We start from the raw sequence: 12485 nt of genomic DNA, 5'->3' as shown, positions 1-12485 counted from the left end.
AAGATGCTTCAGATCACCGCGAAAGCCCTGCTGTAGATAGGGCCAGATCGTATCATCCCGTATTGCCAGTCGATTTTGCCGCCGTATTTCTACGGGTTTGTCAGAACGCGAACTTTGTGCTCAATTCGCCCAAACTGCGTTTCGGGAGGACAGCGGATGGCAGCGACACATATCTACGAGCGTCATTTGGACAAATGCCGGGCAAATTACACACCCCTGTCGCCCCTTACGTTCATTGAACGGACGGCGCAGGTCTACCCGGATTATCCATCCGTGGTTTATGGGGATCGCCGGTATTCCTGGGCTGAAACCTATGCCCGTTGCCGGCGTCTGGCGAGTGCGTTGACAGCGCGTGGGATTGGACGGGGTGACACAGTGTCGATTATCGCGGCCAACATCCCGGAAATGTACGAGGCGCATTTTGGCGTGCCCATGACGGGCGCTGTTCTGAACGCAATCAACACGCGGCTGGATGCACCGATTGTCGCATTCATCCTGAACCATGCCGAAGCCAAGGCGCTGCTGGTCGACCCCGAGTTTTCGGATGTGGTGAAAGATGCACTGCAACAGGTCGATCATGACATTCTGGTCATCGATATCGAAGACCCCACCTTCGACGGCGGTGAAAAGCTGGGCCGCCTGACCTATGATGCCCTGCTGGCCGAAGGCGACCCAGCGTTTGACTGGTCACTGCCAGCGGACGAATGGGACGCGATCACATTGAATTATACCTCGGGCACCACGGGCAACCCCAAGGGCGTGGTTTACCACCATCGCGGCGCGACCCTGAATGCGCAGTCCGATTTGCTGGACTGGGATATGCCCAAGCATTCGGTCTATTTGTGGACCCTGCCGATGTTCCACTGCAACGGCTGGTGCTTCCCGTGGGCCATGGCAGCCAATGCAGGTGTTTCCGTTTGCTTGCGCGCGGTGCGGGCCGAACCGATCTATGCTGCTTTCCGGGACGAGAAAGTGACCCATTTCTGCGGTGCGCCGATCGTTCTGAACATGCTGGCCCACGCTCCGGATGAGTTGAAGGACTTTGACCACCAGATCAAAGTGATGACGGCAGGTGCCCCGCCGCCTGCGGCCGTGATCGAAGCGATGGAGGCGATGGGTGTCGAGGTCACGCATGTCTATGGCCTGACCGAAACCTATGGGCCTTCGGTTGTCTGCGCATGGAAAGAAGAATGGAACAGCAAAGGGCCTGAAGACCGCGCGGCCCTCAAGGTGCGGCAAGGGGTGCGCTATACCGCGTTGTCCGGACTGATGGTGGCCGACCCGGAAACGCTGGAACCGGTTCCGGCTGATGGCGAAACCATGGGTGAGATATTCATGCAGGGCAACGTGGTGATGAAAGGATACCTCAAGAATCCCGACGCTACCGACAAGGCCTTTCACGGCGGCTGGTTCGCGTCCGGTGATCTGGGTGTCATGCACCCCGATGGCTATATCGCGCTCAAGGACCGTTCAAAGGACATCATCATCTCGGGCGGCGAGAATATCTCATCTGTCGAGGTCGAAGGTATCCTCTACAAGCATCCGGCGGTGATGGAGGCCGCCGTGGTGGCCCGTCCCGATGAGAAATGGGGCGAAACGCCCTGCGCCTTTGTCGAATTGAAACCCGGCGCAGCCGCAACCGAGGAAGAGCTTATCGCCTTCTGTCGAGACCGGATGGCCCATTTCAAGGCACCCAAAACGGTTGTGTTCGGCACTCTGCCCAAGACATCTACCGGCAAGGTGCAGAAATTCGTTCTGCGGGATCAGGCACGGGCGCTGGGTTAAAGATTGTCGAAGATCGACAGGTCCAACGCCAGCATCTCACCCATCCAGATCGCGCGGTCGCGGTGATCCTCCAGATGTTCACCGGTTTCCGGGTGCGTGAAGACCGTCAGGCCCTGCCGGTTCAGCATCAGCCATGGGATGACTTGGTCGAATGCGCTGGCAGCAAAGCCCAGCTGGCAGCTCCAGCGCGAATGGGGGCCGACGTTTCGGGCGTGCATCCGGCCCATTTGAACAGGGAACAGGCGGGCCGCCTCTTCACAGACCTGCCGCGCGGTGTCCTGCGTGTCGGCGTCGAAATAGACATGGGCGTGATAGCCGGTGATCTCGGGCATAGGAACCTCGTCTGCTTTGTTGGCTCAAAGCTAAGGCCTAAAAGGAAAAAAACCTAGCTGCGCATGCACACAGGGTCTGTGCAATGTTAACCCGGCGCATGTGCGTCGGGATGTGCCGCGACAAAGGCCGGGTGATTGGCGCAGGCCTCTTCAACCCGCAGCAGGCGGGGCATATCCGACAAATCAACCTGCCACCGGCGCGCGTTATAGATCTGCGGGATCAGGCAGAGGTCGGCGAGACCGGGCTTTGACCCAACACAGTAGGGGGCCTGTTCGAAATCACCCAACATGGTTTCGAACGCCTGCAACCCGGGTTTGATGAAATTCCGCATCCAGTCGCCGGGCATGTCGGGGGCGTTATGGCTCAGGGTCGTGGCATAGCGCGCAACCGACAGGTTGCAGACTGGGTGGATGTCGACGGCGATCGCATAAGCCAGCGCCTGAACACGCGCGCGTTCCGCCGGATCATCAGGCAGAAGGTTCAACTGCCGGGTCCGGTCCAGATAGTCGAGGATGGCCAGCGATTGCGTCAACCGCAGCCCGTCAATATCCAGAACCGGCACAAAGCCCTGCGGGTTTCGCGCGATATGTTCATCGCCCTTTTGTGCGCCGCCCACCAGATCGACAACAACCGGGCGATACGCGATCCCGGCCAGATTCAGGGCGATCCGCACCCGGTAACTGGCCGAGGATCGCCAATAGTCATAAAGGACGACGTCGCTCACGTCCGGGCCTGTCAACTGTCAGTCAAAGCGGCAGCGCGAAGGGCGTCCGTCAGCACCGTACTGTCACCGATGTGGTTGGCCAACACCAGTACCAGCCGCGCATTCAGCGCGTCGCTGTCTGCTTTTTCCAGGCCTTCATGCGCGGCCAGAAGTTCGGCATAGAAGTCATCGGCGTTTTTGATGTTCGGGGTTAGGATCAGGTCTGACATGGGGCTTACTCCTTACCGCAGGCTCTGCGGATCGCGTGCCGGAAGGTGTTTTCTTCGTAACTGTCACGCCGGGCGGCCACATGCTGGTCCGGGCGGATCAGGTAGACTGCGCTGGTCGCGTCGCCCAGATAGCGGCGTTTGAGGGCCAGTGTCATATCATCCTTGACCGACAGCGCCAGTCGCGTGACCTCGATCCCATCTTCTTCCAGGGTATCTGGGGCGTCTGCATCGATAGTCAAAAGCGTGAACTTGCCTGCAAGCTTGGGCAGCAGAAACTCGTCACCAAGCGGAGCGTCTGGACAGGCCGAACCCGGACGCGTTCCGGCGGGGCCGTTCAGCGCGTCCGCAGAATTCAGCGAAGATCCATCATAGGTGCAGGGCTGGCTCAGGCGGCCAGAATTCACCAGCGGGCGCGCGAAGTCATAATGCTCGCTCAGGTCCAGTACCGCATCGCGCAGGATCCGCGACATCTCGGATTTCGGGGTGATGAAATCGGTCGACCGGCTGGAATTCAGGATGTTCTCGTCCGCCCCGTACACGCGTTCGGCGTTGTAGCTGTCCAGCAGAGTTTCAGGTGCTTTCCCGTCCAGAACCAGCTTCAGTTTCCAACACAGGTTGTCGGTGTCCTGAAGGCCGGAATTGGCCCCGCGCGCGCCAAAGGGGCTGACCTGATGCGCGCTGTCGCCCGCAAACAGGACACGGCCCTTGCGGAAGCTTTCCATGCGACGGCACTGGAACGTATAGATCGAGACCCATTCCAGCTCAAATTCGACATCATCCCCAAGCATCGCCTTGAGGCGGGGGATCACGTTCTCGGGGCGCTTTTCGCGTTCCTTGTCGATATCCCAACCCAGCTGCAAGTCGATGCGCCACACATTGTCGGGCTGTTTGTGCAACAACGCGGATTGCCCGCGATTGAACGGCGGATCGAACCAGAACCAGCGTTCAGACGGAAAATCCGCATCCATGATCACGTCTGCAATCAGGAAGTTGTCTTCAAATATCCGTCCTTCGAAATCAATGCCCAACATCCGCCGGGCAGGGGATGTCGCGCCATCACAGGCAATCAGCCATTCGGCTTCGATTGTGTAAGGTCCTTCTGGTGTCTCGACCTCCAGCCGCACGTGATCGTCATGCGTGCCAATCGCCTCGACCTTGTTGCGTCCGCGTATCTCAATCGGTGCGCCTTCTGCCTGCAACTCGCGGACCCGTTCAACGAAATAGTTCTCAAAATGGTATTGCTGAAGGTTGATGAAGGCAGGGTTGGCATAACCTTCATCCGGTTGCAGGTTGAAGTCATAGACTTGCCGATCATCGAAGAAGACCTTGCCCCGGTCCCACAGGACGCCCTTGTCGACCAGTCGGCGCCCGCATCCCAGCCGGTCGGCAATTTCCAGCGTGCGTTGCGAGAAACAGATGGCGCGGCTGCCGAAACTGACCTTGTCATTCTCATCCAGAACCACGACGTCGACCCCTTGCTGCGCCAGATCAATCGCGGCGGCCAGACCAACCGGGCCCGCGCCGATCACGATAACCTTGCGCCGAACTGGCGTCGGGCTGTCCTGATCCGGACTGCGTTCATAGCCGTAAAGCGGAGTTTCAAAGATCTTGTTCATGGGCTTCCCCCCAAGCAGATGGGCCAAAGTGCTGCATGTCCTGTGCCCCGGCAACATGTGCCGAAGCCTTTGGCATATGGTTTCATTGAATCCCGCCGCCTAAAACGATCTGGATCAAACTGGGCCGTTTTTCCTTACCCTTGCAGGGCCTCCCACATCTCAAGATCGCGCTGGGCGGTCCAGATGCGGGGTGTGTCGATGCCACGGGCTTCGTCGTAGGCGCGGGCGACGTTGAACGGCAGGCAGTGTTCGTAGATCGCGTAATTGGCGAATTTCGGGTCACATTCGGCACGGACGGCATCCCATGCCTCTTTCAGGCTGCCACCGCGCGCCGCAACCCTGGCCGCCGGGCGGTAGGTGCTTTCGACGAAATCGCGGGTGTTTTCGATGGCGGCATTGACCATGTCCTTGCCAACCAGCGCATCGCCGCGTCCCGGTGCGATGGCGTCGACATCGAACCACTTGATCTCGTCCAGCGTGTCGCCCCAGTCGTTGAAATGCCCGTCACCGCAATAGCAGGCCGAGTGATATTCGACGATGTCGCCGGTGAACATCACGTTCTGGTCTGGCACGTGGATGACGATATCACCGGCGGTATGGGCGCGCCCCAGATGCATCAGGTCGATCCGGCGATTGCCCAGATAAACGGTCATCGTGTCGCTGAATGTGGTGGTGGGCCAGGTCAGGCCGGGGATGCTTTCATGCCCTTCGAACAGGCGCGGGAAGCGCTGGAATTCGCTGTCCCAGTCTTCCTGACCGCGTTCCACCACCATGGCGCGGGCCATGTCGGACATCAGGATCTGTTGCGCGCCAAAAGCGCTGGCACCCAAAACCCGCACTGCGTGGTAATGGGTCAGCGCCACATGGGTGATCGGCTTGTCGGTCACAGACCGCACGCATTCGATCACCTTGTTGGCCAGGCGCGGGGTCGCCTGTGCCTCGACGATCATCACGCTGTCATCGCCAATGATCACGCCCGAGTTCGGGTCACCCTCGGCGGTGAAAGCATAAAGCCCTTCGCCCACTTCAGTGAACGAGATTTTCTTTTCCGACATGTCCCCCTGGGACGCGAATGCTTTGGCCATCTTGGTTTTGTCCTTTTGCGGTTGCGCGGAAGGCAGAGGTTGGATGCCTCCGGCGGGAGTATTTGGAAAAAGATGAAGCTCAGTGCGTCATCGCCCGAATGGGGAATTGAGTGCAGGCAGAACGGTGCCGGTGCAATCGCCAAAGCCAATGGTATAGCCATCGCCCCTGGCAGCGCCGGTCAGGGTCATTGTGTCGCCGTCTTCGATAAAGCTGCGGGTCTCGCCGGTCTCAAGCGTAAATGGCTCGCGCCCGGCCCAGCTGAGTTCCATAAGCGAGCCGAATTCGCTGCGTTCCGGCCCCGAGATGGTGCCCGAGCCCAACAGATCGCCCGGGTTCATCGCGCAGCCGCCAATGGCGTGATGGCACAGCTGCTCAGCCGCCGAATAATACATGCGGTTATAGTTGGTCCTGGCGATGACCGAGGCGCGGTCGGCGCCTTCGGGCTGCATCAGAACCTCAAGCTCGATGTCGTATAGCCCGTCCTTGCTGCCCTTGAGATAGGGCAAAAGCTCTTTCTCACGCGGGGGGGTGGGCGCGCGGAACGGCTCCAACGCGGCAGCCGTCACGATCCACGGAGAGATCGAGGTGCCGAATGCCTTGCCCTGGAACGGCCCCAGCGGTTGATACTCCCAGCCCTGGATATCGCGCGCCGACCAGTCGTTCAGCAGCACATAGCCAAAGATCATCGCATCGGCCTCGTCCACCGTGATCGGCTGGCCGAACTCCGACCCGGTGCCGACGATGGCGCCCATCTCCAGCTCGATATCGAGCCGTTTCGAGGGGCCAAAGGACGGCATCTCGGCATCGGGGGCCTTGGTCTGGCCATTGGGGCGGTGGATCGGCGTGCCCGACACCACGACCGAGGAGGCTCGTCCATTGTACCCGATCGGGATATGCAGCCAGTTTGCCGGCAGATCGGGCGAGCCGCGCAGGATGGCGCCCATGTTCTGGGCGTGTTGCTTGCCGGCGTAAAAGTCTGTGTATTCGCTGACAACCAGCGGCATATGCAGCGTGGCTTTGGCCATCGGCACCAGCAGCGGTTCAACAGTCTCCTGCTCTTTCGACCCTTTGGACAGAAGCGCGGTCAGCCGCTCGCGCAGGGCGGCCCAGACGGCGGGGCCTTCTTCCATCAGATCGTTCCAATAGGGCACGTCGAACAGCGGATAGTCGTTCAGCGCGACAAGACCCTCGGCCTCGGCGGCGGTAACGTCGAGGATCATGTCACCGATGGCCACGCCGCAGCGCGGATCATTGCCTTCGGTCGAGAAGACACCGTAAGGCAGGTTGTTCAGTGGAAACGGATGCGCCGCGTCATTGGCCGAGGCCACCCAGGACTTCATCAAAGGCATATTTTGCCCCTATTTTGCTATATTTGGTACGTGGTTCGAAACGATCATAACCCCGAATAGACAGGCGCCAAAGCCCACAGCGGGCGCAGTTGCAGCATGTCGACTGCCAGGGTCCCGTCTTTGTTTTCCGGTTGCGGCGACAAGACGTCTGCAACCGGAATGGGTATGTTCATCGCCGTCAGGACGGGTGCCGTCTGGCGAACCCGGTCTGAGGGTCATTTCTTGCCCGGTGTGCCGTCGAACTTCTTCTCAAGCGATGTCCAGCAGTCGATATAGTCGTCCTGCAGCGGTGCCTCATTGGCGGCAAACGGTGTCAGGTGCTGGGGGAACCGGGTTTCGAACATGAACGACATCGTCTGGTCCAGCTTTTCCGGCCCCAGATTGGAATAGGACGCCTTGTCAAAGGCTTCCCTGTCGGGGCCATGCGGGATCATCATGTTGTGCAGGCTGGTGCCACCGGGAACGAAGCCCTGCGGTTTCGCATCGTATTGACCGTAGATGTTGCCCATCAGCTCGGACATGATGTTCTTGTGATACCAGGGCGGGCGGAACGTATCCTCCATCACCATCCAGCGTTCGCGGAACAGGACAAAGTCGATATTTGCGGTGCCGGGCTGGCCAGAGGGTGCCGTCAGAACGGTAAAGATCGACGGGTCGGGATGGTCAAACAGGATCGCGCCAACCGGGCAATAGTTGCGCAGATCGTATTTGTAGGGTGCATAATTGCCGTGCCACGCCACCACATCCAACGGGCTGTGTCCGATTTTAGTGGTATGAAACTGGCCGCACCATTTGATCGTCACGGTCGACGGGGTTTCACGATCCTCATAGGCAGCGACCGGAGCTTTGAAATCGCGCGGGTTGGCCATGCAGTTGGCCCCGATCGGACCGCGACCCGGCAGTTCGAATTTCTGGCCGTAATTCTCGCAGACAAAGCCGCGTGCCGGGCCTTCCAGAACTTCAACCCGGTACAGCAGTCCACGCGGGATGATCGCGATTTCTTTGGGCTCAAGGTCAATGATTCCCAGTTCAGTCGCAAAGCGCAGGCGCCCTTCCTGTGGCACCACCAGCAACTCGGAATCAGCCGAGAAGAAATAGTCGTCGACCATGGATTCGGTGACCAGATAGATGTGGCAGGCCATGCCAACCTGGGTGTTCACATCCCCCGCCGTCGTCATGGTCCGCATCCCGGTCATCCAGTTCAGACCTTCATCGGAATGCGGCACCGGGTCCCAGCGATACTGGCCCAGGCTGATCACATCCGGGTCGATGCAGGGGGCCGATTTCCAATAGGGCAGGTCGATTTTTTCGTAACGGTGCGAATGCTTTACCGACGGGCGAATACGATAGCACCAGGTGCGTTCAGGCGGGTTGGCGGTAAAGGCCGTGCCGCTCAGCTGTTCACCGTAAAGCCCGTAGTTGCACCTTTGCGGGCTGTTCATCCCCTGCGGCAGCGCATCGGGCAGCGCCTCGGTTTCAAAGTCGTTGCCAAAGCCGGGCATGTAACCGGCATGGGTACCAACAGGCGTTGCTGCTTGCGTCAATGAATGCGGATCCGTCGGACGGTTCATTACGTATTCCTCCGTTTGCTGCTTGTCGGTTAATAGTTGATTTTGTAACTAACAAGCATGACACATGACGAATCTGAAAAAAATGATGACTTTTTCCTGCAGAATTTTCTGCCGTTCCTGCTGAACCAGGCGGCCGAGCGCGCCTCGTTGGAATTTCAGGCTGTCTACAAGGGGCGGTACGGAATGCTCAGAACCGAATGGCGGGTGCTGTTCCATCTGGGGCTGTTTGGCGAAATGACCGCCAAGGAAATTGGTGAACGGGCCAGAATGCACAAGACCAAGATCAGCCGTGCAGTCTCCAAGCTCGAGGAGCGCCGGTACCTGAAACGCACACGGGACGAGGCTGATCGGCGGGCGGAATGGCTGACACTGACACCCGCCGGGCAAGCCGTGTATCGCGACTTGTACGGGGTGGCGGCAAGCTATGACGCCAGGCTGTCGGACCTGTTCAGCGAAAAAGAGGCCGCCTTGCTGCGCCAGATGTTGCGACGGTTGGCTGGTGTGGACTGACCACTGGTAATTGGCACCTGCCGTCCCCAGATATGTGTCATGCTTGATACGGAATTTGAAATGACGTCATTCGAACCTGCCAAGGTGTCCACACACACCCTGATCGACTGGTTGGTCCAGAAGGGGCTTGAGGGTGCCGGGCAGGAAGAGTTGCTGGAAGGCTTCTGCACCAGCCTGGTCGATATGGGCATTCCGCTGATGCGGTTTCATGCGGCGCAGTCGACCTTGCACCCGGTTTATGGCGGAACCGGATATAGCTGGTACAAAAGCACCGGCGGTGAATCCGAGAAGTTTGAAAACACGGATACGCCCAGCGAAATGTGGCAACAAAGCCCGCTTTATGCGCTGCTGAACGAGGATCTGGATGAAATCCGGGTCAAACTGGTCGACCATAATGAACCCAGCCGATTTCCGTTGTTGAACGACCTGAGAGAGGTTGGGGCGACCGATTATTATGCCACCGGCATCTCGTATGAGGGGTCGGGGAAGATGCGCCCCGACGGTACCAAAAAAGTCAGTGATGGCGTCCTGATGTCCTGGGCCAGCGATGCGCCGTCCGGGTTTGATGACAGCGATCTCAGGCACATTCATGCGGTATTGCCGCATCTGGGGCTGGCGCTCAAATCCGCCAAGAACCAGAACCTGACCGAAGACCTGATGCGGGTCTATCTGGGTCGTGATGCCGGGCGCCGCGTCCTGTCGGGTGAGATTCGTCGCGGATCATTGCAGCAGATCGATGCGGTGATCTGGAATTTCGATCTGGAAGGGTTCACCAACCTGTCTGAAGATCTGCCGGGTCACGAGATCATCGACATGCTCAATGATTACCTGGCCGTGGCCGTGGGCGTTGTGCACGACAAGGGTGGGAATATCCTGAAATTCATGGGCGATGGGCTGATGGCCATGTTCGATGTCGGCGAAATCGACGAGGACGCCCGTGCCGCGCTCAGCGCGGTGCCCTTGCTGCAAGCCCGTATGGATGAATTGAACGCCAGACGTCAGGCGCAGGGGTTGCCGGTTGCGAATTTCACGCTGGCCCTGCATTCCGGCGAAATCCTGTATGGCAATATCGGGTCTGAAACGCGGCTGGATTTCACGGTGATCGGCCCCGCCGTCAATCAGGCCGCCCGCATCGCGGGTATGCACCGGTCGCTGGGTCAGCGAATCCTGATCTCGGACGACGTCGCGGTCGCGGCACGCCCCTGCGCACAAGACCTCATCTCGGTCGGGCGCTACATGCTGCGCGGGGTGAACGAACCCAAAGAGCTGTTCACGGTATACAGTCCCGGCGGGCCATCAGTTACCGGGTGAAACCGAGGCTGCCCCGTTCAGCGGTTCCGAAACTGAAAGTCCTGAGGGAGCACCTTTGTTCTACCGGACAAGAACGGCGGGTTGGAGCGGATGTTCGAGGGCAGCGAGGATTTGAACGAAGGGCTGGTTTGAGGCCTTCTTTGACATTGAGAATAGGTGCTGAGCGTGCGATGCACGAAGCATGGGCACGAATAACTTTCTACGAGCACAAAGAGGCCAAGCTACAAAACGGCAGCGCTGGCAAGCTGGGGCTTTAGTTGAGATTCCAATAGCTGAAAACTGTTGGGCATATGGGCAACTTGGGGAAGAGTATTTCGTCGCGGTTTTTGAAGGATATTTCTCAGAGCGCCCGGCAATCAAAGATCTGATTCACCTACCGATATTGTTCAAGTCCTTTGTCTACCGTGACGTTATTAGCAGAGGTTTTTGGCTGAAAGTTGGCTGGGTTGAGCCTCGAAGTGATGTGATGAAGGAAGACTACCGTTTCAAGCAGGACAATGTTTCTGGGGCTCTTTCGCTTTATCATTCAGACTTTGCGGAGCAAGGCTGGGAACGGCCAGCGCTTCTGAGCGAGTGCCTTGGATTGGAATGCGTTGCTGTTTGGGAGGCAAGTCATGTTGAAGACCGGATCGTCGCTGCTCGTAACGGCCACGAATGTAAATGGGTCAGTTCCTTGGCGATTGATGTGCCAAGAGTTCCCGCACACCAGAACGACATTCATTGACGATAGATATCCGCTTCGTCCGCGTCCCTACCTCCAATACAGCTGATCAGAAGTCGATCTCGACACCCGGCAGGTTCAGCTCTCGCATCATGTCGCGCAGTTCCTGCCGTGCCGCGATGTTCGAGATGTTCAGCTGTTTGACGCCAATATCCTTGAGATCCAGCAGGGTCAGGCCGCGCGGAAACAGTTCGCGAAAGATCACCCGTTCGGAAAAGCCCGCGGCGACGCGGAAGCCGATACGCTGCGACAGCATTTCGATCGCGCGCTGCATCTTTTCCTTGTTGACCATGCGCTGGGTACCGACGCGGTTGCGCACAACGACCCAGTCGATGGGCTTCAGCCCGGCCTGCGCCCGCAATTGCCGGGCGTTCCAGACCATCTCGGAATAGACGGACGGGCCGAGGATTTTCTCACCCTTTGAATCAATCCGCGCCAGCAGGTCAAAATCGATGAAACTGTCGTTCAAAGGCGTGATCAGCGTGTCGGCCAGCGAATGGGCCACCTGGCTCAGCCGGGTATGAGAGCCGGGGCAGTCGATCAGGATAAAGTCGCTGTCGCTTTCCAGTTGTGACACGGCAGCAGACAGGCGGTGGTCATAGATGTTTTCGCCCGGTTTCAACGTGCTGGCATCGATCTCGGGCAGGTCGTGATGGCGTGGGCTGGGCAGTGTCAGGTCCGCGCTTTTCAGAAAGTTGTTCCGGTTCTCGAAATACCGTCCAAGGCTGCGTTGCCGCAGGTCCAGATCAAGCGTGCTGACCTTGTGCCCCAGTCGGGCCAATGCGGTTGCCACATGCATCGACACGGTCGATTTGCCAGCGCCGCCTTTTTCGTTCCCGACCACAATGATATGTGCCATGCTTGTATTCCCAAGTCTTGCCGTGTTTGACTACACGTTGTTGGCACCCACTATATGTTGTGTCGCCTGCGATGAAAAGAACCTCAAGCGGCGCTTTTTGGCATTATCGGACTCTATTTTGGAAAACACAGCGCCGTGCGCGGGTTACGCGAAGGTGCCTGTCTGGTGATCTGCCACGATCTGCCATCTGATCACGGGTTTGGCAGCGAAATCGCCGCGTCAGTGCGTGTTTCCGAACGCATACACCAACCGCTGCCTGCAACGATCCGCGTCGGAATCAATCGCGCCTTTAGCCTGATTCATACACGCACAGATCGCCCGCCCAATGGGTCCTTTCGCGGTAGCGCCGGTTGGGCCGGATCGTGAAAACTATGCGGGGGACGGAAAATTTGATTAAATACCAAACAGATT

Annotated in this window: 14 protein-coding genes; 5 read left to right on the top strand and 9 right to left on the bottom strand. The window is 58.6% G+C overall.

The genetic code is table 11. The features are described from left to right. Positions 1-156 precede the first annotated feature (156 nt). A complete protein-coding gene (locus ACR0M9_RS17095; protein ID WP_480774187.1) occupies positions 157-1785 on the top strand; it encodes an acyl-CoA synthetase in 1629 nt (542 codons plus the stop codon). Here the strand turns inward: ACR0M9_RS17095 and ACR0M9_RS17090 are convergent. From ACR0M9_RS17090 to hmgA, 8 genes are all read right to left on the bottom strand, one after another. After that, complete coding sequence (locus ACR0M9_RS17090) at positions 1782-2117, bottom strand: DOPA 4,5-dioxygenase family protein (RefSeq protein WP_480519392.1); 336 nt, start codon at positions 2115-2117, stop codon at positions 1782-1784. The genes ACR0M9_RS17095 and ACR0M9_RS17090 overlap by 4 nt on opposite strands. Before the next feature lie 86 nt (positions 2118-2203). Continuing rightward, entirely contained in the window at positions 2204-2842 is a 639-nt protein-coding gene (gene maiA / locus ACR0M9_RS17085) for a maleylacetoacetate isomerase (RefSeq protein WP_480774186.1), read from the bottom strand. 11 nt (positions 2843-2853) lie between these two features. Continuing rightward, complete coding sequence (locus ACR0M9_RS17080) at positions 2854-3051, bottom strand: DUF2783 domain-containing protein (protein WP_209506076.1); 198 nt, start codon at positions 3049-3051, stop codon at positions 2854-2856. Between the two features lie 5 nt (positions 3052-3056). Next, a complete protein-coding gene (locus ACR0M9_RS17075) occupies positions 3057-4667 on the bottom strand; it encodes an FAD-dependent oxidoreductase (protein WP_480774185.1) in 1611 nt (536 codons plus the stop codon). Between the two features lie 134 nt (positions 4668-4801). After that, complete coding sequence (locus ACR0M9_RS17070) at positions 4802-5752, bottom strand: MBL fold metallo-hydrolase (RefSeq protein ID WP_480507312.1); 951 nt, start codon at positions 5750-5752, stop codon at positions 4802-4804. 87 nt (positions 5753-5839) lie between these two features. Further along, positions 5840-7102 carry a fumarylacetoacetase gene (gene fahA, locus ACR0M9_RS17065; RefSeq protein ID WP_480774184.1) on the bottom strand — a complete coding sequence of 421 codons (1263 nt, stop codon included), beginning with the start codon at positions 7100-7102 and terminating at the stop codon, positions 5840-5842. 44 nt (positions 7103-7146) lie between these two features. Beyond that, positions 7147-7275, bottom strand: coding sequence for a hypothetical protein (locus ACR0M9_RS17060; protein ID WP_480492720.1), 129 nt, complete (start codon positions 7273-7275; stop codon positions 7147-7149). Between the two features lie 42 nt (positions 7276-7317). Further along, the gene (hmgA, locus tag ACR0M9_RS17055; RefSeq protein WP_267365046.1) at positions 7318-8673 is read right to left on the bottom strand and encodes a homogentisate 1,2-dioxygenase; all 1356 of its coding nucleotides are present in this window, start codon (positions 8671-8673) and stop codon (positions 7318-7320) included. A gap of 57 nt (positions 8674-8730) precedes the next feature. On the opposite strand from hmgA, the gene ACR0M9_RS17050 reads away from it, so the two are divergent. The 3 genes from ACR0M9_RS17050 (at position 8731) to ACR0M9_RS17040 (ending at position 11218) form a co-directional block, all read left to right on the top strand. Beyond that, on the top strand, positions 8731-9183 hold the full coding sequence (locus tag ACR0M9_RS17050) for a MarR family winged helix-turn-helix transcriptional regulator (RefSeq protein ID WP_480487209.1): 453 nt from the start codon (positions 8731-8733) through the stop codon (positions 9181-9183). Between the two features lie 39 nt (positions 9184-9222). Further along, complete coding sequence (locus ACR0M9_RS17045) at positions 9223-10494, top strand: adenylate/guanylate cyclase domain-containing protein (RefSeq protein WP_480774183.1); 1272 nt, start codon at positions 9223-9225, stop codon at positions 10492-10494. 181 nt (positions 10495-10675) lie between these two features. Continuing rightward, positions 10676-11218: a hypothetical protein gene (locus ACR0M9_RS17040; RefSeq protein ID WP_480487205.1), complete on the top strand. Its 543-nt coding sequence runs from the start codon at positions 10676-10678 to the stop codon at positions 11216-11218. Between the two features lie 46 nt (positions 11219-11264). Here ACR0M9_RS17040 and ACR0M9_RS17035 read toward each other — a convergent pair whose 3' ends face one another. Then, positions 11265-12074, bottom strand: coding sequence for a division plane positioning ATPase MipZ (locus ACR0M9_RS17035; protein ID WP_480774182.1), 810 nt, complete (start codon positions 12072-12074; stop codon positions 11265-11267). A gap of 135 nt (positions 12075-12209) precedes the next feature. Between ACR0M9_RS17035 and ACR0M9_RS17030 the strand changes: the two genes are divergently transcribed. Continuing rightward, positions 12210-12440, top strand: a complete 231-nt coding sequence (locus tag ACR0M9_RS17030) for a hypothetical protein (RefSeq protein ID WP_480774181.1) — start codon at positions 12210-12212, stop codon at positions 12438-12440. Positions 12441-12485 lie beyond the last annotated feature (45 nt).

This window comes from Ruegeria sp. CH2, from assembly GCF_056537065.1.
Note: the sequence above shows the minus strand (reverse complement) of the source record. Positions and strands in the feature narration are given on the sequence as shown.